The sequence below is a fragment of the Mameliella sp. AT18 genome (assembly GCF_028807275.1).
Classification (GTDB): domain Bacteria; phylum Pseudomonadota; class Alphaproteobacteria; order Rhodobacterales; family Rhodobacteraceae; genus Antarctobacter; species Antarctobacter albus.
On sequence record NZ_JARAMO010000178.1, the window covers coordinates 1 to 19,268 of the forward strand.

The window sequence follows — 19,268 nt, forward strand, 5'->3', positions numbered from 1 at the left end:
GGAGCGGCACCAGAGCGTGACAGGTCCATTCCGGACTGAAACAAACATCGACTGTTTGGAATGAGGCGGCAGAAGCGATCGGAAACGGCGCTGACCACACCCGCATCTATGAGTTTCTCGCAAAATCGTCTGTGTAATCCGCTTCCTTGCGGGCACTAAAACGAAAGGATCTACTCAATGACGATTACAAAAGATGGCGGAGCGCGTGAACGCAGTGAGGCGTTTGAACGCGGCCTGAAGACACGCCGCGAGGTACTGGGTGACACCTATGTCGATGCATCGCTTGACAAGGCGACCGACTTTAGCTGGCCCATGCAGCAACTTGTGACTGAATACTGCTGGGATGAGATCTGGAACCGTCCGGGCCTGTCGCGCCGGGACCGTTCGATCCTGAACCTTGGAATGATTTCTGCCCTGAACCGGCAGCATGAACTGCGCACACATGTTCGCGGTGCGCTGAACAATGGCCTCACCAAGGAAGAGATCACAGAGATATTCCTGCAGGTGGCCATCTATTGCGGCGTTCCCGCAGCCATCGACAGCTTCCGTAGTGCCCAGCAGGTGCTGGACGAAATCTCTGATTGAGCAATACCAAGGGAGGAACCTATGAAAATTGATCAAAATGCGTTTCTTGAAGCTGCACGTGCAGATTTCGAGTTCACGCGAGAAACCCGCTACCTGACAGGCGTTATTCGACTGGATTTTGGTGATGAATCCTGGGCGCTGAGCTTTGCAAATGGCGCGCTTGCCGGCATCACAGATGGTACCGAAGTTCCGGATTCTGAAGCCAACATCATTGTCGGTGGGACTGATGGGCAATGGGGGGCCTTGCTCGAATTGAAACCACGGCCCTTTTACCAGTGCATCCAGTCGGCAGCCGTCAAGCATGGAATGAAGATCAATGTGGCGAATGAGACCTTCGCTTATCTTCCTGCCCTGAATCGCATGACCACACTGCTCCGCAACGTCAAGCACGGGAAGGCCTAAGAGTATGACAAAACACGATCCAATCACTGGCCGCTACGTCTATTTGACTGTCGAAGGCATCGAATACCGCGTCTACTATGAGGAAGCGGGCGAAGGCATTCCGATCATAGTCGGGCATACTGCTGGTTCGGACGGGCGACAGTACCGTCACATGTTGTGCGATGAAGAGGTCACCAAGAACTATCGAGTGATTGCCTTCGATCTCCCTTACCACGGGAAGTCACTTCCGCCCTACGGTGTTCGTTGGTGGGAGCAGGAATACAATATGACCAAGGCTCGGATGATGGCGTTCCCGAACGCGCTTTCCGAGGCGCTTGGGCTCGACCGGCCCGTCTATATGGGATGTTCGATGGGTGGGCACTTGGCATGTGACCTTGCCTCGAACTTCCCGGACAATTATCGCGCGACGATCGCTGTTGAAGGTGCGCTTCGTTCAGCAGAAGAATACGTCAACGTGGGTATGGAAGGTATCCGTAAGGAATTTGACAATCCCAACGTAAACCGGACCTCTGTCGGTGCGGCGATGATGCTGAACATTTCACCCTATGCCCCTGAAGAAAACGTTCGCGAAATCCAGTGGGAATATAGTTGCGGCGGACCCGGAGTTTTCGCCGGTGATCTGTACTATTATTATTACGATCACAACATGTCCGAAGAGGAAGCGCGCGCGATCGATACCGACAAATGCATGCTCTACATGCTGACTGGTGAATACGATCCAAATACGGCTCCTAGCGACACTCAGGAACTCGCAGACCAGGTCCCCGGCGCGAAATACTGGGCAATGGAGAAACTCGGCCACTTCCCCGTTACCGAGGACTACACGAAGTTTCGTGAATATCTTCTGCCAATCCTGGAAGAAATACAGGCGAAATCCTGATCAAAAGTATCAATGGGAGGAACTAAGAAATGAACTATTCTAACGTTCTGAAAACGTTTGCCTCTGTTGGCATCTTATCAATTGCTGGTGGTACAGCCTTTGCTGAAGGCATCTCTGATCTACCCGCTGGTGAGCGGCCACATTACGAGATGGTCGATCCTCAAATTCCGCTGGGCTCGTCGCCACTAGCCGATTTTGCTGCCAAGAATCCGCCGCCTTGGAAGATTGGCTATGCTTCGTCCTATGCCGGCAATACCTGGCGCGCATCGTCTCTGAAAGAAATCATGGATAATCTTTTGCCGGCGGCAAAAGAAGCGGGCCTTGTTTCGGAAGTCGTTGTGACGCAATCCGATCTGAAAGATGCAGTGCAGATCCAGCAGATGCGCCAAATGGTGGATGACGGCGTCGATGCTATCATCATCTGTTGCTCGAACGTGACGGCTCTGAACCCGACGATCGAATACGCCCACTCCAAAGGCGTGCCGGTTTTCTCGTTCTCTGGCTATGTGACCTCGCCCTACGCCATCAACGTGGCTGCGAACCACATGCAAGGCGGCTACGACATGGGCAAATGGCTGGCCGAAGAAATGGGCGGCAAGGGCAACGTTGTGCTCGTCTCGGGTATCCCCGGCTTTGCATCTTCTGACAGCTTCGATCTGGGTGCCAAGAAGGCCCTGGAAGAATACCCGGAGATTTCGATTATCGGTGAAATCGCCGGCAAATGGACGGATCAGGTCGCTCAAACGGAACTGCAGAAGTTCCTTGCGACCAACCCACGGCAAGTGGACGGCATCTTGACCCAGTCCGCGCAAGAGAATGGCGTTCTGAACGCGATGCTGCAATCGGGCCGTGACATGGTCCCGATCACCTTGGGCGGCGAAGCTTCGGCAGCCTGCTACTGGCGCAAGAACCCGGATTGGATCTCGCAGTCGTTCCATATCTGGCCGCCGGCGCGTGAAATGGGTCAGGCTTGGGACGTGATGCTGCGCACGCTGGGCGGCGAAGGTCCGAAGATTCAGACCATGCTTCGTCCGGTTCTGCCGTACACGATCGAGGACGTGAACGCTGCCCTTCCCGAGGATTGCGATCTGAACTCGACCGACTGGATCCAACCGACTGCCGATCAGTGGTGGCCTGACGACATCGCAAAGCAATACTTCAACAATCCGAAGTGATGCTTCTTTGAACGATGGATCCCGGTCAATACGACCGGGATCCTCTCTACCGACCCGGGCGGAAGGAAAAATCATGACGAGCCCCACATCTATTCAAGTTCGCGGGTTGTCCAAGCGGTTTGGTGAAACTCGTGCTCTGACGGACTGCAATTTTGATGCCTACCCGGGCGAGGTACATGCCATCGTCGGAGAGAACGGCAGCGGGAAAAGCACTCTGGCGAAGACCCTCTCCGGAGTTCTCATGCATGACACGGGCACCGTCGAGGTATTCGGCAGTCCAGTAACGTCTCCAATTGATGCGCGCGAACGCGGTATCGCTACCATCTTTCAGGAAGTCCTCGTTGCGGATGAAGCCAACGTCATCGACAACCTGTATGTCGGTTCAGACGGGCTGCTGTCGAACGGGAAGAGCTACGCTGAAAAGGTCCGTGAAGCGGACGAAATTCTACGTCGCTGCGTTGGCCATCCGATTGACCTTCGTGCGAATGTCGGGACATTGCCACTAAACATCAAACAGTGGATCGTGATCGCCCGCGCAATTTTGCGTCAGCCCAAAGTTTTGATTCTCGACGAGTCTTCAGCTGCTCTGGATCTTGGCGCAACGAACCGGCTGCATGCCGAGATTGAACGTCTACGCGATCAAGGCTGCACGGTTCTGATCGTGACGCACCGTATTGCCGAACTCGTACGCATTGCAGATCGCGCCACGATCCTGCGCGACGGCACGGCCGTTGGGGTGCTTGAGAAGCACGAGATCTCCGAGGCGCGGCTGCTGGAACTGATGACACAGGCGGGCCGGACCCTGGCGGCTGCGCCGGTCGCTTTCAGTGATCCAAGTTTTGAAACTGCTCCTCCCATCATCACGGCGCGCCAGCTTTGCGTGTCCTCGGACACTGCCCCTTTTGACTTCGAGTTGCAGCCTGGGATGATCGTTGGCCTTGCTGGTCTTGACGGCCAAGGACAAGACCAGTTCGCGCGGATCTTGGCAGGCATCGCCGCACCGGCATCGGGTCAAGTCATATGCCTTGATCAGGCTGAGCAACCGAAGCCGATTTCCGGACTCGACGACGCCTATGACCTACATGTCTCCTGGGTATCCGGGGACAGAAAACGGGAAGGCATCTTCCCGCAGCGCAGCATCTTCGAGAACTTCGCGATGGGGATCTATCGTCGCAAGCTGGGATTTATGGGCAAAGTCGACAGGCGCCTCGGTCATCAGCTTTTTAAAAAGGAAGTCGACAGGCTGAAGATCAAGACCGGTCCCATAAGCAACCGCATTACGTCCCTATCTGGTGGCAACCAGCAAAAGGTACTGATTTCCCGAGCCTTTGCCGATGAACCGCGTGTGATCGTCTTGAACGATCCAGCACGGGGTGTCGATCTGGGAACCAAGCGCGATCTCTATCGAGAGTTGCAAGCCTTTGCTCAAAGCGGTGGCTCAGTTGTCTACCTGTCTTCCGAAATCGAAGAGTTCCTGGGCTTCGCGCATCGCGTCGATGTCTTTGTCAATGGATCGATCTTCCGCTCGCTAGAGGGCGCAATGATCGAGGAAGAAGCCATGCTGGCAGCCATGTTTGGTCAGCCGCTTGGCACTCATGTCGAAATCGCTTGAACCGAGGAACGCAAATATGAACATTTTAAACAAGTTGCGCGGTCTTGGGTCTCTGACAGTTCCGACGGTCCTTTTCGTTGTACTTCTGTTGGTTGCCGCCATTCAGGCACCTCGGCTTTACAGCGTCTCCGGGATTGCGAACGCTATTCTCGTCTCGGCACCGCTGATCCTCGCTACGCTGAGCCTGACACCCATTGTCATGGCGGGTCGGGGCGCAGTTGACCTGTCTGTCGGGCCGCTGATTGGTTTTCTGAATGTCACCTTGATTGCTTGGTTGTCGGGGAACGGGATCACCAATCCTATCCTCTTCTGCCTTTGGGCTATGATTGCTGGAGCAGCCTATCAAGGTATCCAAGCTTTGATCGTGATCTATGTGCGGATTTCACCGATCATTGTCGCTCTGTCTGGCTATCTGATCCTGACGGGGGTCAATCTCATGGTGATGAGCCGACCGGGTGGGGTCGCCCCCGACTGGATGTACAGCTGGGCTGGCGGTGGAGAACCGCAAATCTTCTCGCCGATCCTATGGCTGGTTATTGCTGCATTGTGCTTGTGGGGCCTTGTGACACGGACGGGCTTTCATCGCCAACTGCGTCTTGTCGGGGCCGATGAGCGAATGGCCTACACGGCAGGGGTCCGCGTCGATCTGATCCGGTTTTTGGCCTACGCACTCGGTGGGGTGTTCGCCGGATTTGCAGCGCTCAGCTACACTGCACTGATTTCGTCGGGTGATCCTACTCAAGGTTCAACCTACACGCTGCAAGCAGTGACGGCACTTGTTCTTGGCGGTGCAAGCCTGGCGGGCGGCCGAGGCGGAGCGACGGGGGCGGTTCTTGGTGCCCTGAATATGTTCCTGATCTCGTATTTGCTCGGATCCTTCAACTTTGGCTCCCTCTCGGGGTTCATCACCTCGCTGGCCTACGGCGCTATTCTGGCGATATCGCTCCTGATCAACGTCTTCGCCACCCAACCCAACTCCAAGGCTTGAAGAGGCTGACATGACCATGACAAACTCGCAAAGCGCGCATCAAACTTCCAAACTCAAACTACCGTTGGACCGATCCATATTGATCGGCTCGGGTCTGCTGGTTCTTCTGGTCCTTTTGGGCGGTCTGCTCGTTCCGGGCTTCATCTCAGTTCAGAACCTCAGGTCAATTCTGCTTCTTGCCGCGTTCCTTGGTATCGCCTCCCTTGGGCAAACCCTCTGTGCGCTGTTGGGTGCGCTTGACCTCTCGATCCCGTTCGTGATCGGGTCGGCGAATATCCTACTGCCAAGCCTGCTGCTGTCTGGGCTCCCCCCTACCGTCGCGATCTTGGTCGTCATTGCGCTAGGTGCTTTGGTTGGCAGCTTGAACGGAACCCTGAGTTTCCGGCTTCAAGGCCAAGCGCTGATCATGTCGCTGGCCATCGGCTTTGCAACCGTTGGGGCGACGCAGATTTATACGTCGATCGGATCTGATTTCGGCGGGACCGTGTTCGCAAAAATTCCGGACTGGCTGCGCAATCTTGCAGCTTTTAACGGCAAGACCTTCGGCATCGCCATGCCGCCGGTCGTGTTCATCTGGGCCATCATTGCCGCCATCATGGTCTGGATCATGCGCAACACTTGGTTCGGGCTTGGCATTTACGCGCTTGGTGGAAGCCGGACGGCCGCACAGCGTCTGCGAATTTCGGAATTGAAGACCTGGGTGACAGTTCACGCCATCTCTGGTGCCATGTCGGCTGTCGCAGGAATGCTCCTTCTCGGCTTTTCGGGCGGCGGTTTCGTAGGGGTGGGCGATCCTTATCTTTTCACCACCGTTGCTGCAGTGGTTATCGGTGGAACGTCGCTTTTGGGTGGGGCCGGGGGCTACGGTGCCACAGTCCTGGGCGTGCTCGTGCTGACCGTGCTGACATCACTATTGGTTGGCCTTGGCCTCAGCTTCGCGTCTCAACAAGCCGTCATTGGCGCGCTGATTATCCCCATGGTGGCGATTTACGCTCGCGCCCCGCATATCCGAAATCAAATCTGAAAGGTCGGTCGAATGATCGCTTCTACACTTCTGAATCGTCTCTCGGACCCAAGCCTTGTGCGTGAACAAGCTTTGTTGGCGGGTGATTGGGTCGATGCCAAGTCTGGCGAACGGATCACGGTTCGCAATCCCTCAAACGGCGAGGTTCTGGCCGAAGTTGCGGACATGTCGCTGGATGAGATCCGCGCGGCGATTACAGCTGCAGATGCTGCACAGAAGCTCTGGGCCGAAGCAACCGGCAAGGAGCGCGCGGAGATCATGCGCCGCTGGTACGATCTCGCAATGGCCAACCAGGAAGATCTGGCCATCATTCTGACCTCTGAAATGGGCAAGCCGATTTCAGAGGCCCGCGGCGAGATCGCCTATGGTGCAGGCTATATCGAGTGGTTCGGCGAAGAGGCCAAACGGATCTATGGTGATACCATCCCTGGCCACGATCGTGACAAACGGATCATCGTTCTGAAACAGCCTGTGGGTGTCGTGGCGGCCATTACGCCTTGGAACTTCCCGTCAGCGATGGTTGCTCGCAAGTTTGCGCCAGCACTGGCTGCTGGCTGTTCGATGGTCTTCAAACCTGCTGCTGAAACCCCGCTCTCTGCTCTGGCGCTTGCCACTTTGGCTGAACGCGCAGGGCTGCCCAAGGGGTTGCTGAGTGTGCTTCCAACCTCGCAGTCGCGCGCGTTCGGCGAGGAGGTGTGTTCCAATCCGATCATCAAAAAACTGACCTTTACCGGATCGACAGAGGTCGGGCGCATTCTGATGGCACAGGGCGCAAAGAAGATCCTCAAACTCAGCCTGGAACTGGGCGGCAACGCACCGTTTATTGTGTTTGATGACGCCGATTTGGACGCAGCCGTTCAAGGGGCACTGGTTTCGAAGTTCCGCAACAACGGACAAACCTGCGTCTGCGCGAACCGGATCTATGCCCAAGCGGGTATCTATGACCGGTTCGTCGAAAAGCTTGGTGCTGCCGTCGCTTCGATGAAGGTTGGCGATGGTTTCGAGGACGGAACCGTGCTGGGGCCGCTCATCAGCGAAGACGCCAAGACAAAGCTTGATGACCACGTCGCGGACGCCTTGTCCAAAGGTGCTTCGATTGTCACGGGGGCTGAACCGCATTCTCTTGGCGGCACATTCGTTCAGCCGACCGTCTTGAAGGATGTGACCGCTGACATGAAAGTCGCGCGTGAAGAGACCTTTGCGCCCCTGGCCCCGGTGTTCAAATTCGAGACCGCCGAAGAGGTCATCAAGCTTGCCAATGATACCGAGTTTGGTCTGGCCTCCTACTTCTATGCCAATGACCTCACCCAAGTTTGGAAAGTCGCCGAAGCTTTGGAATACGGCATGGTCGGGATCAACACAGGGCTGATTTCGACCGAGGTCGCGCCTTTCGGCGGGGTCAAACAGTCCGGTTTTGGCCGCGAGGGATCAAAGTACGGCCTCGATGACTTCCTGTCGATCAAATACCTCTGTCTTGGCGGCATCGCGTAACGCGACCTGACACTCCCTGTCCTGGCCACTTGGCAGAGTAGAGCCCGGTCCGCACATCGTTGCGGACCGGGTTTTTCTTTGGAAGTGGCCCCATTCGTCCGCTGGTTTGACACAGACGTGTCCAGCAAAAAGGGGCACAGTGATGCGCCCCTTCCAACGTGACCCGCGACCGGCTTCAGGCCACGCGAGATGTGTCGTCTTTTCTCAGAGCCACTTCAACGATGTAGTGCCCGCTCTTCGAGACCCGAGACGGGTAAAGCGTGGTCATCTTGCCTTCGTGTGGTATCAGAACACGGCGAATGTCGTGGCCCACACCTTTCATCACCTCGTCACTGGCCATCACAAGGTTCGTCTGGCTTCCCAAAGCGTAGCCCACCGGCAGATACTCCGGATCATCGGGTTGGCCGCCATGCAGGTTTTCATGCCGGTATATCAAGTCGCCAGTATAGATGTAGACATCTTCACTCTCTGCGCGCTGATCGTTTCGGATTACCACGTATTGCGATCCGGCTGTATGCGTATCCTTGGCGAGCCGCACATCGATGCCAGGCAAGAGGTTGTCCACATCCCCTGGAACACCGATCATCCGACCTTCGCGAGCGAGCTGGACCGCGTAGATCATATCGCCCGTGTCGGTGGCCCGCATCAACCAGCGGAAACGGCGCTCCATCGCCATTGCTGAAACCCAGGATTCCAATTCGTGCTGCTGGATGTAGAATTTTGCATTCGGAAACAGCTCCAACCCGCCCATGTGATCGAAATGCGCGTGGGTCAGGATGCAGTGGGTGATATCTTCGGGAGTCAGGCCAACTTCCGCCAAAACCTGCGTCGGACTGATCCAGTCCGAGACGTTATAGCGCTTCACGAATTCCATCCCATGCGACGCGGCGTTCATCCCGCAATCAAGCAGAATGTTCATCCCGTTCCCGCGCAGAAGTGTGTAGGCGTAGGGTAGTTTCTCGACGCCGACATTGTGTTGACCATAGACCAGCGAACTGGTCGGTGCATCTGGAACGTTGGCGTATTCCAGAATCCAAATCGAGTAAGCCGACATTTTCTCCTCCTTGATATCGCGCAGGATTGGTTAGTGCGGGGACGCCGCAATTTGGTGGTGCATCGCGCAGCAGGAATTGCGAAAATCGACGGTGTCAAAGCCTGGCAAGATGCGCGATGCGGCCTGCATCTCTCGCCAAGCGGCTTGCAGCATCGGCAAGGGGTCGAGGGCAGCAACCAAGCCTTGGCGGCGATCTTCCAAAGCAGCCCATGCTTGGCAAAGCCGTTCCAGGGCAAGCGAGGCATGGTGATGGAAGTGGGCATCGGCCTTGCTGACATCGACGCTCGCCAGCAGGCAGACGGCCTCATCCCGCGCCTTCAGGCCGAGGTGAAGCGATTCATTGTCAAACCGGCTCTTGCGTCCTACCAGTTCGGCTTCGACAAGCAGGCCCGCCAGGCGTGCGGCGCTTTCCTGCGTCCTCTCAAAGCACGGCACCATTGCATCGGTGTAAACCCGTAGTCGGTCGTTCTCTGGGAATAGGGTTTGGGGATCGGGCATGCCTGAGCTCAAACCTTGTCGGCCAAGATCATGTCGGACCCTTTTTCCGCGATCATGTAGGTTGTCGCGTTGGTGTTGGCCGAAGGCATGCTTGGCATGATCGAAGCGTCGATCACCCGCAGATTTTGCAGTCCATGAACCTGCAGCTTATGGTTCACCACAGAGTCCGGGTCTTCGGCCGGGCCCATGCGCGCCGTCCCGATCATGTGGTAAACAGTCGTGCCCTTCTGTCGTGCAAAATCCAGAAGTTCATCGTCGGTTTCCAGCGATTTTGCCGGCGACGTCTCGTCCACCACATACTTTTGCAGCGGACCTGCACGGAAAAGTTGTCGGGCAAGACGAATCCCGCCCAGCAGAGCTTCGACATCCTCCGGGTGGGTCAAATAGTTCGGCTGGATGATCGGGCGTTCAAAGGGATCGCGGCTGCGGATTTCAGTATAGCCCAGACTTTCTGGCCGTTCTTGCCAGACGCCAAGCGTCAGACCTGGTTGCTTGTCCAGTAGGCCCACCACGCCTTCGCGGAAACTGGCAGGCGCACAGGCGAATTCAAGGTCGGGCCGATCCAGCGCCGGATCCGATTTCGCAAATATATGAACCACCGACGGGCTGATCGCCAGCGGGCTTGGCAATCCGACCAGCCACCGCAGGATCTGCACCAGAAGTGCGGGACCCTGCACCATCTCGTTGATGGTGCGGATGCCCGCGACCCGGGACACCATGCGGACCGCATAGTGATCGCGCAGGTTGCGACCCACTCCGGGCAGATCGTGCAGCAAAGGGATTCCGTGACGCTTCAGCAAGTCTGCCGGACCGATCCCCGAAAGTTGCAAGATCTTTGGCGAGTTCAAAGCTCCTGCCGACAAGATGACTTCGCAGCGTGCCTTAACCTGAATAGTCGCTCCGCCTTTTCCGCCCTTGATATACTCGACACCAACGGCTTTCAGACCGTCAAACAGGATGCGGCTAGTGTGGGCATTGGTGCGAACCGAGACGTTCTTGCGTTTGCGGGCTGTGTAGAGAAATGCCTTGGCGGAACTGAAGCGCCAGCCATTCTTCATGGTGCGCTGAAAGAAGCCCGCTCCTTCTTGAGAGGCCCCATTGTGGTCGGGGTTTTTCGGGATGCCAATCGCTTCGGCGGCGGCGATCAGGGCATCGCTGACGGGGTGGTGCCAATCCAGATCGGTAATTGGAAGCTCACCTGACTTCCCGCGATATTTGGGATCACCCGTGCCGATCTTCGTTTCCGACCGTTTGAAATAGGGCAGCACATCCGCATAAGACCAGCCCGGGTTCCCGGCAGCCGCCCAGTTGTCGTAATCGATGGCTTGACCTCGGACGTAGTTCAAACCGTTGATCGAGCTTGACCCGCCGAGGACCCGGCCTTGGGGCAAGGAAAAGCTGCGGCCACCAACCCCGGGGCCTGGCTCTGACATAAAATTCCATGTCAGCGTCTTGGAATACAAGTTTTTGATGTAGCCCGCCGGGATATGGATCATCGGGTTCCAGTCTCTCGGCCCGGCCTCCAAAATGCAGACGGAATGTCCGGCTGCACTGAGCCGATTTGCAAGTACACAACCGGCCGTTCCAGCCCCCACGATTACGTAATCAAACGTATCCGCGCTTCCAGAATTGGACATCTCTCCCCCCCCATCTCTTCCAAGGCAGGGAGAAAGCTAGCACAATAATATTGTCATACAAGTGGATTTTTAGTGAGTTGGCTGGGTATCCGTCGTCGCCCGCAGTGCCAGGAATTGAACCAACTTACGGCCCTGTGGTGGCAGTTCGGCCGCGTCTTTGCAGCAAATCTTCAGGTGCCTTTCTGCCCAAGAGTCCGCGAGGGGAACTACTGCCAGTCTGAGGAACCTGCGAAAGAAATCGGCTGAGGATAGAGGCACAATTGCTACTCCAATCCCCCTTTCAACCATGCGACAGACACCGTCAAAGCCGCGAAGACGCATCCGGAAGCGCATACGGCGTCCCAAGTGAGCTGCAGTTTCTGCCAAAAAAGCTTGCATCGCCGCTTCTTCGTGGAGACCGATGAAGTCCTGGTCCAACACTTCAGAAAATTCGATAGAACCACGCCCGGCCAAGGCGTGTGACGGCGTACAAATCAGGACCAGTCTGTCCGAGCCGATTGAGAAAGACTCCAGGCCCTCGGGGATCGTCCCCGTTGCAAGGACGCCAATATCGGCAATGCCTTCCAGCAACGCCTGAATGATCTCCTCGCTGAGATGCTCTTGCAGGTCGATGTTGACGGCCGGGTGATCTAACAGGAACGCGGCCAGAATATCGGGCAGCATCCCCGTCTCTGCATTGGTGTTGGTAAACAACCTGACGTGCCCTTTAAGGCCAAATGCAAATTCATCCAACTCGCCTTTCATTCGCGCGAATTGGCGGTCGATGGTGCGGGCATGATGCAAGAGGGCGTGCCCTGCTTCAGTCACCCTGACCCCAATACGTTGGCGCTCCAGAAGGGGTACGCCAAGTTCTGCCTCCATTCCGGAGATCCGGGCGCTTGCAGCGCTGAGAGCGATGTTGCTGCGCTCCGCACCTGCGGTGATGCTGCCTGCTTCTGCGACCTGAATGAACAGGCGCAAGTCGGTTATGTCAAAGCGCATGGCGTCGTTCCTTCGCGTTTTAAGAAGGCTGCTATCGAAACAAAAGCATGGTCTGAGAACTGGATGCTGTCTATGCGAACGTCATACCGGAGGGATGAAAGCCATGGACATGTCACAAAATCATTTGAAAGATTGGATCGGCTGCACGGAAACACGTGAAGATCGCATCACGGCGTTTCCGATGGCCGCGCTGTCTGCGACCTTGGATATGCCTTCCGATCTTCCGAAGGATGGGACGGCACTCCCCCCCCTTTGGCATTGGATCTATTTCTTGCCGCTCTATCGCCAGTCCGAAGTAGGTCCGGATGGTCATGCGCAGCGTGGTGGGTTTCTGCCTCCTGTGCCACTGCCGCGCCGGATGTGGGCTGGCGGGCGCTTCAAGTTCAACACTCCCCTGCGTGCCGGTGACGACGTGCGGCGTGTGTCGACCATTGAAAATGTCACTGAAAAATCAGGCCGAACGGGCAATCTGGTCTTCGTACTTGTGCGTCACGAAATCTTTGGGCCAGGGGGACTTGCCCTTACGGAAGAGCATGACATCGTCTATCGCGACATGCCGCAGCCGAATGCCCCGGCTCCGGCGCCCGTTGCCCCTCCGGCTGATCCGGTGTGGACGAAGACCATTGTTCCGGATGATGTTCTCTTGTTTCGCTACTCTGCGCTCACCTTCAACGGCCACCGGATCCACTATGACCGTCGCTACGTGACCGAAGTCGAAGGGTATCCGGGCCTGATCGTGCATGGACCATTGATGGCCACGCTTCTTGCCGAGCTTGCGAGGGTCAGTCGGCCAGAACAGGACATGCTTGAATTTTCGTTCAAGGCAGTTGCGCCAGTGTTCGACATCGCGCCGTTTCGCGTCTGCGGAAAACCGAATGAGGCCGATCCCGATGAGCTGATCCTGTGGGTCGAAACCTCTGCGGGCAACGTTGCCATCGAAGCTCGCGCCCGCATGCGCAACCGCTGAACAGCAAAGTCAGGACTACATCATGAATGAACAGATTTTGGCTGCCCTTGAGGCGCGGCCCGGAGCAGTGCGGCCGCTGGATGGCATCACAGTCGTCTCCCTTGAACATGCCATCGCAGCCCCGTTTGCGACGCGTCAGCTTGCCGACCTGGGCGCCCGTGTCATTAAAGTTGAACGGCCTGGCAGCGGTGACTTTGCCCGCGGCTACGACAAACGGGTTGATGGCCTTGCCTCCCACTTTGTCTGGACCAATCGGTCCAAGGAAAGCGTGGCATTGGACGTCAAGAACCCGAAGGCGGGCAAGCTGTTGCTTGATCTGGTTCAGAACGCTGATGTGCTGGTTCAGAATCTTGCGCCTGGTGCAGCTGCGCGCCTTGGATTGTCAGAAGGGGCACTGCGTGAAAAATGCCCTCGCCTGATCATCTGCGACATCTCCGGCTACGGCGCGTCGGGGCCACATAGGGACCGGAAAGCATACGATTTGTTGATCCAAAGCGAGGCAGGCTTCCTGTCGGTTACGGGTACGCCCGAAGAGCGGGTGAAAGCCTCGATCTCTTTGGCTGATATCTGCGCCGGGATGTACGCGTATTCTGGGATCCTCTCGGCACTGCTTTTGCGCGAAAAGACCGGTAAGGGTAGCCATATCGATCTGTCGATGTTGGAGTCTTTGGCGGAATGGATGAGCTATCCGCTGTACTATGCCTACAAGGGCGCCCCGCCACCCCCTCGCACAGGGGCTAGCCATGCAACGATCTTCCCCTATGGCCTATTCGGCTGTGGCGACGGACGCAGCGTCATGTTCGGCCTGCAAAATGAACGCGAATGGGCGACCTTTTGCCAGAAAGTCCTGCAGCGTGAGCATCTTGTCGCGGACCCCCGCTTCAACTCGAATGTTCAGCGCGTCCAAAACAGGCTGGCTCTGACGGCAGAAATCGAAGCGGCCTTTTCTGATGACACCGCAGAGGGCGTTGTGGCGAAGCTGGACGCTGCAGGGATCGCAAACGCAACTGTCCGCGACATGGCTGATGTCTGGTCGCATCCGCAACTTGAAGCCCGCAATCGCTGGACCGAAGTCGAGTCACCGGTGGGCCCGATCCCTGCGTTGTTGCCACCGGCCCAGTTGGATGGCGTTGCGCCTCGCATGGATGCGGTACCGGCCCTGGGCGAGCATACCGCCAAAGTGCTGCGCGAACTCGGTGTGTCGGAAGCGGATATCGCGGAGCTTTGTGGGGAAGGCGTCAAATGACGGCGGTCCAAACGCAAGATCCGCCACGGGTCCGCTCTTGGCTGTTCACCCCCGGAAATCGCCCGGGGCGGTTGGCTTCCGCTGTCGATTGCGGCGCGGATGTGATCATAGTCGATCTTGAAGACGCGGTCGCCGCCGATCAAAAGGATATGGCACGCAACGATGCCATGGCCTGGCTCTCCAAACCACTTCCACAGCCGGTTCTGCGAGCTCTGAGAATCAACAGCCTCGACAGTCGGGAAGGACTGGCGGATCTTGCCGATCTGTTGGATACGGCTGCGCAACCTGATTTTGTCATCCTGCCCAAGGCTGAATCGGTCGGGCAGATGCAAATGCTGGATCGTCTGTTTACCCGTCACGTGAAGACAGCCCGACTGGTTGCGTTGGTCGAGTCGGTCGCAGGCCTGATCAAGTGCGAGGCACTTGCCAAATGCAATACGCGAATGTTTGCCCTGATGATCGGCGCCGCCGATATGGCCTCCGATCTTGGGATATCAGTGAACTGGAATGGCCTCGCCTATGCACGGTCACGTATCGCGGCAGCGGCGGCTGGAGCAGGTATCGTCGCACTGGATTCCCCGTACTTTATCCTCAATGATGAGGCAGGACACCGTCAGGAACTTAGTCGTTCCATGGACCTGGGCTACTCTGCAAAGGCGGCCATTCATCCGCGCCAGATCGACCTCATCAATGAGGCCCTATCTCCTACATCCGCAGAAATCGAAGACGCCGAGACAATCGTAGCCTTGGCGCGCGAAGGGGTCGGCGTCTTCAAGGGGCGCATGGTTGATGAAGCAATGGCCCGTCGCGCCCGTCGCATACTCGCAAGCGCAGCCGAACGGCGATGATGCGCCCGAAAAGGTACATAATCGAGTCGCTTTACTGAGTTTCAATATTATTGTATGACAATCATAGAGAGCGACTCGACAAGGGGGAACATCGCCGTGGACGGAAACACTCCGGAACCGACCTACTCGTGCATTGTGCGCCAAGGGCCAAATCATGGGCCATCCCCCTTACCTCAAGAGGGGCAATGGACCGAAGTCAGGCATGCATCTCAAATCAGCGGTTTGACCCACGGATGCGGCACCTGCGCGCCTCACATGGGGGCCTGTAAGCTGACACTGAATGTGAAGAAGGGTATCATCAACGAAGCCCTGATCGAGAATATCGGTTGTTCCGGAATGACACACGCCGCTGCAATGGCGGCAGAAATTCTGCCGAACAAAACGCTGACCGAAGCATTGAATACAGATCTCGTGTGTGACGCCATCAACAAGGCCATGCGAGAACTCTTCCTGCAATTGAGTTATGGCAGATCGCAAAGTTCGTTTTCTGACGGCGGACTTCCGGTTGGTGCGGCTTGGGAAGATCTTGGCTCCGGCGCGTGCAGCCAAGTCGGAACGTCGTACGGCACGTCAGAGCAGGGTGTTCGCTATCTCGATACCACCGAAGGCCACGTTCTGCGGATGGGCTTGGACGAGAACGACGAAGTCATCGGCTACGAATTTGTCAACGTTGGCAAGATGATGTCGGAAATCGCTGCAGGAGCCTCGGCGGATAAGGCCTTGGCTGCAGCTATTGGAACCTATGGCCGATTTGAAGAGGCGACAAGGTTCATCGATCCGCGCCGCAGTTCACAGCATTCCGACCAGATCACCGAGAAAGGCGTCACTTGCAATGGCTGAGATCGAGGGATTTGAACGCCGCCGTGACTCTGTGCAGGCAGCATTGGCAGCAAGCGGTTTGTCTACCCTCCAGGACGCCGACGAGCTTCTGAAGGATTGCAACATCAACACGGTGGAGCTTGTTCGCAAGATTCAGCCCATCTGCTTTGAGAACGCATGCTGGGCTTATGTCCTTGGCGGCGCGATTGCGGTCTCCCGAGGCGTAACAGACGCCGCAGAAATCGCCGAAACTATTGGCGAAGGACTGCAAGCTTTCTGCGTTCCCGGCTCTGTAGCCGATCACCGCAAGATTGGCATTGGGCACGGTAGCCTTGCCGCGCGGTTGCTGTCGGAAAAGACCCGTTGCTTTGCCTTCGTGGCCGGTCATGAATCCTTTGCTGCGGCTGAGGGGGCTATTGGAATCGCGAATTCTGCCAACCGTGTGCGCAAAACGCGGCTTCAGGTCATCCTGAACGGTCTTGGGAAAGACGCGGGGTACATCATTTCGCGGATCAATGGTTTTACTTACGTCCATACCGAATGGGACCACGCGAAGCGGGAACTCAACATTCTGGGCGAGAAGCGCTTTACCCAAGGCCCGCGCGCCGAGATCCTTTGCTTCGGTGCTGATGAGGTTGAAGAAGGCGTGGCAATCATGATTCACAACCAGGTCGATGTGTCGATTACCGGCAACGCCACGAACATGTCACGCTTCCAGCATCCCGTAACCGGTACCTACAAACGCTGGTGCATCCAAAACGGCCGCGATTTCTTCGCCGTGGCGTCGGGCGGTGGAACCGGTCGGACCGTGAACCCTGATGAGAACGGGGCCGGGCCCGCGTCTTATGGTCTGACCGATACGGTTGGCCGCATGTATGCGGATGCTCAGTTTGCGGGGTCGTCCTCCGTGCCTGCTCATGTGGATATGATGGGTTTTGTGGGCATGGGGAATAATCCGATGGTCGGGGCGACGGTGTCCCTCGCGGTGGCGATATGCCAGGCAGCGCGGTGAGGCTTACGTGAAACTCGACGACCGCATCAAGAAAGCCAGCACTCTGCCGGCTTTTCCGGAATTGCTGGGCATAGAGCTCTTGGAGATCACCGCTGAACGGGTCGTCGGACAGATGCTGGTGACGGACAAGCTGGCCAACCGAAACGGTGTGCTACACGGCGGAGCGCTTATTAGCCTTGCCGATACACTGGGGGGGACAGGCGCAGTCATGAACCTGCCTCCTGGAAAGACAACCACGACAATAGAGAGCAAGACGAACTTCTTGCGAGCCATCCCGCTGGGCCAGACCGCAACAGGTACTGCGGTCTGCTTGCACCCGGGACGCACGACCAGTCTTTGGCAAACAACGATCTCGCGCCCTGACGGCAAGGCAGCAGCAATCGTCCTGCAAACGCAGCTTGTCATCGACTGGCGTGCCGAAGGCTGAACCACCGTCGGAGGGACATCAAGCAGCTTGGGACGGCATCCCACTAAGCGCGGCTTTTGCAGCGTTCTGAATGTGCAGCCTGCATGCATTGCCAGCAGCAACCCCGTCGCCTGACTGAATGGCAGCAACGATCCCGCGCAACTCCTCCAGGCTATGCGCCAGCCGCCCCGGTTGCGACATGGAGGTCATCCGAAGAAGAGCGATGCGATTGTAAAGCGACTCAAGCGTCTGGCCGACAAACACGTTCCCACAGCCCTCAAGAAGGAGTTGGTAGAACCCTGCCTTTGCTTCCAGCAGCTCTCCCGAGGTGCCAGACGCCGCGATCTGCTCGAATTCCGAGAGTGCCGCTCCCAGCTTTGTTTTCAACTCTTCGGAACCAGTGAGGGCAAACTGTTCGCCTGCATAGCCTTCCAGAAGAGCCCGAAGTTCGTAGAGTTGTTGTGCTTCTTGCTTATCCATGACTGCAACAGTCGGCCCCTTATGGGGAACAACGTTGATCAATCCTTCGGCCTCGAGATGACGCAGTGCTTCGCGGACCGAGGTACGGCTGACATCCAGAAGCTCGCACAATTCCCGTTCGACCAGGCGTTGGCCGGGGACGAAGTGGCCTTCACGGATCGCCGCCCTAATCTTATCCTCGACCTGTCCACGCAATGTCGAGTTACGCTTGGAAACTTTGAAATCCATCTCGGTCATTTAAGCTGCCTCCTCTTCGCCATACAGAATTATACACTGAGTTTTGTATGATGAGAAGATGTTCATACAAAGTGCCGCCAAGTGCGTGTGTTGATCATTGGCGCGAGATCCCCAGGCGTTTGATCTCAGGGTTTGATGGTGCGATTTTTGTTCAGGAATGGAAGGAATCATTATAGGACAAGCTCGTCACGGCAGCGCCACGAACACGCACGCCGCTAGAGCGGCAAGACAGCGAACGCAAGTTTCGTGCGCGCATTTGTTCAACTTACTTTGCGATCGACCGAAATCGGCTGGCACAGACCACCCGCACATGCTCACACAGGATCTGTCCTTCGGCGGCAACCACCAGCCTGTCCGGATAGACGCGCAGACTGACAGGGCGGTTCGCGAATGACACAGGGACGCTGTAGCGGTTGCGCTCGAAGCTGATCAGGCAAGTCGGCGATACCCGGGTCACTTCCGGGTGAAAATCAACACTCGTCGTCTTGCTCATGATGCTCCACCTTGCTCAGGAGTTGGAGCCTCCGGCAAACCCGTGGCAGTTCACGGCTTCACATACGCCGCTGGCACCAAGCGTACCTCGTGGCCGTGCGACAGCGCCACTCGGCCCCAGTGACGCAAGTCGCGAAAGTCGATACACCGATTTTGATTGTCACCGGTGAAGGGGATACCCAGTCCAAGCTAAAGGGGTTTGGAAATGGTGCGGATGACTACATGACGAAACCTTTCCACAGGGACGAACTGCTGGCCCATATTCATGCGATTGTGAGGCGCTCGAAAGGGCACGCGCAGTCCATTATCCGGAAAGGCGAGATCTTGATCAACTTGGATACCAAGACGGTCGAGGTCGCAAACCAGCCTGTCCGCCTTGCCGGCAAGGAATACCAGATGCTGGAACTGGACCTGTCACGCTCTGGTGCCGCTCC

19 protein-coding genes and 2 pseudogenes are annotated in these 19,268 nt (G+C 56.9%); 15 read left to right on the forward strand and 6 right to left on the reverse strand.

Annotation, left to right across the window (positions count from 1 at the left end; genetic code table 11):
- Positions 1-177: 177 nt before the first annotated feature.
- The 8 genes from PVW46_RS15620 to PVW46_RS15655 all read left to right on the forward strand — a co-directional run bounded on the left by PVW46_RS15620 (position 178) and on the right by PVW46_RS15655 (position 8,157).
- Positions 178-585, forward strand: a complete 408-nt coding sequence (locus PVW46_RS15620; protein ID WP_190285514.1) for a carboxymuconolactone decarboxylase family protein — start codon at positions 178-180, stop codon at positions 583-585.
- A gap of 21 nt (positions 586-606) precedes the next feature.
- Positions 607-987: a hypothetical protein gene (locus PVW46_RS15625; protein ID WP_043147090.1), complete on the forward strand. Its 381-nt coding sequence runs from the start codon at positions 607-609 to the stop codon at positions 985-987.
- A 4-nt stretch (positions 988-991) separates the two neighbouring features.
- Entirely contained in the window at positions 992-1,867 is an 876-nt protein-coding gene (locus PVW46_RS15630) for an alpha/beta fold hydrolase (protein ID WP_043147089.1), read from the forward strand.
- A gap of 29 nt (positions 1,868-1,896) precedes the next feature.
- Entirely contained in the window at positions 1,897-3,042 is a 1,146-nt protein-coding gene (locus PVW46_RS15635) for an ABC transporter substrate-binding protein (RefSeq protein WP_274576568.1), read from the forward strand.
- Between the two features lie 73 nt (positions 3,043-3,115).
- Positions 3,116-4,654 carry a sugar ABC transporter ATP-binding protein gene (locus PVW46_RS15640; protein ID WP_274576569.1) on the forward strand — a complete coding sequence of 513 codons (1,539 nt, stop codon included), beginning with the start codon at positions 3,116-3,118 and terminating at the stop codon, positions 4,652-4,654.
- 16 nt (positions 4,655-4,670) lie between these two features.
- Positions 4,671-5,642 carry an ABC transporter permease gene (locus PVW46_RS15645; protein WP_069211043.1) on the forward strand — a complete coding sequence of 324 codons (972 nt, stop codon included), beginning with the start codon at positions 4,671-4,673 and terminating at the stop codon, positions 5,640-5,642.
- Positions 5,643-5,652: 10 nt separating this feature from the next.
- Entirely contained in the window at positions 5,653-6,666 is a 1,014-nt protein-coding gene (locus PVW46_RS15650) for an ABC transporter permease (protein WP_069211042.1), read from the forward strand.
- Positions 6,667-6,678: 12 nt separating this feature from the next.
- Positions 6,679-8,157 (forward strand): NAD-dependent succinate-semialdehyde dehydrogenase, encoded by a 1,479-nt coding sequence (locus PVW46_RS15655; RefSeq protein ID WP_069211041.1) that lies wholly within the window; start codon positions 6,679-6,681, stop codon positions 8,155-8,157.
- A gap of 175 nt (positions 8,158-8,332) precedes the next feature.
- On the opposite strand, the gene PVW46_RS15660 is transcribed toward PVW46_RS15655, so the two are convergent.
- From PVW46_RS15660 to PVW46_RS15675, 4 genes are all read right to left on the reverse strand, one after another.
- Positions 8,333-9,211, reverse strand: coding sequence for an N-acyl homoserine lactonase family protein (locus tag PVW46_RS15660; RefSeq protein ID WP_069211040.1), 879 nt, complete (start codon positions 9,209-9,211; stop codon positions 8,333-8,335).
- A 30-nt stretch (positions 9,212-9,241) separates the two neighbouring features.
- Positions 9,242-9,709 carry a hypothetical protein gene (locus tag PVW46_RS15665; protein ID WP_139022741.1) on the reverse strand — a complete coding sequence of 156 codons (468 nt, stop codon included), beginning with the start codon at positions 9,707-9,709 and terminating at the stop codon, positions 9,242-9,244.
- 8 nt (positions 9,710-9,717) lie between these two features.
- On the reverse strand, positions 9,718-11,346 hold the full coding sequence (locus PVW46_RS15670) for a GMC family oxidoreductase (protein WP_069211039.1): 1,629 nt from the start codon (positions 11,344-11,346) through the stop codon (positions 9,718-9,720).
- A gap of 69 nt (positions 11,347-11,415) precedes the next feature.
- On the reverse strand, positions 11,416-12,327 hold the full coding sequence (locus tag PVW46_RS15675) for a LysR family transcriptional regulator (protein ID WP_069211038.1): 912 nt from the start codon (positions 12,325-12,327) through the stop codon (positions 11,416-11,418).
- 94 nt (positions 12,328-12,421) lie between these two features.
- On the opposite strand from PVW46_RS15675, the gene PVW46_RS15680 reads away from it, so the two are divergent.
- From PVW46_RS15680 to PVW46_RS15705, 6 genes are all read left to right on the forward strand, one after another.
- Entirely contained in the window at positions 12,422-13,294 is an 873-nt protein-coding gene (locus tag PVW46_RS15680) for an HTD2 family dehydratase (RefSeq protein ID WP_069211037.1), read from the forward strand.
- Between the two features lie 22 nt (positions 13,295-13,316).
- Positions 13,317-14,540: a CaiB/BaiF CoA transferase family protein gene (locus tag PVW46_RS15685; RefSeq protein WP_069211036.1), complete on the forward strand. Its 1,224-nt coding sequence runs from the start codon at positions 13,317-13,319 to the stop codon at positions 14,538-14,540.
- Complete coding sequence (locus PVW46_RS15690) at positions 14,537-15,388, forward strand: aldolase/citrate lyase family protein (protein WP_069211035.1); 852 nt, start codon at positions 14,537-14,539, stop codon at positions 15,386-15,388. The genes PVW46_RS15685 and PVW46_RS15690 overlap by 4 nt, the downstream gene beginning before the upstream one ends.
- Positions 15,389-15,670: 282 nt before the next feature.
- Positions 15,671-16,228 (forward strand): hypothetical protein, encoded by a 558-nt coding sequence (locus PVW46_RS15695; protein ID WP_274576576.1) that lies wholly within the window; start codon positions 15,671-15,673, stop codon positions 16,226-16,228.
- Positions 16,221-17,219 (forward strand): GGGtGRT protein, encoded by a 999-nt coding sequence (locus PVW46_RS15700; protein WP_069211034.1) that lies wholly within the window; start codon positions 16,221-16,223, stop codon positions 17,217-17,219. Before PVW46_RS15695 ends, PVW46_RS15700 begins: the two co-directional genes overlap by 8 nt.
- Before the next feature lie 7 nt (positions 17,220-17,226).
- The gene (locus PVW46_RS15705) at positions 17,227-17,646 is read left to right on the forward strand and encodes a PaaI family thioesterase (protein ID WP_274576578.1); all 420 of its coding nucleotides are present in this window, start codon (positions 17,227-17,229) and stop codon (positions 17,644-17,646) included.
- 18 nt (positions 17,647-17,664) lie between these two features.
- Here the strand turns inward: PVW46_RS15705 and PVW46_RS15710 are convergent, their stop codons facing one another.
- Positions 17,665-18,342, reverse strand: a complete 678-nt coding sequence (locus tag PVW46_RS15710; protein ID WP_043147074.1) for a GntR family transcriptional regulator — start codon at positions 18,340-18,342, stop codon at positions 17,665-17,667.
- 298 nt (positions 18,343-18,640) lie between these two features.
- A pseudogene (locus tag PVW46_RS15715) lies at positions 18,641-18,796 on the reverse strand (Mu transposase domain-containing protein); the annotation flags it as partial.
- A 164-nt stretch (positions 18,797-18,960) separates the two neighbouring features.
- Here PVW46_RS15715 and PVW46_RS15720 point away from each other — a divergent pair.
- Positions 18,961-19,268 (forward strand): annotated as a pseudogene (locus PVW46_RS15720) (response regulator transcription factor); the annotation flags it as partial.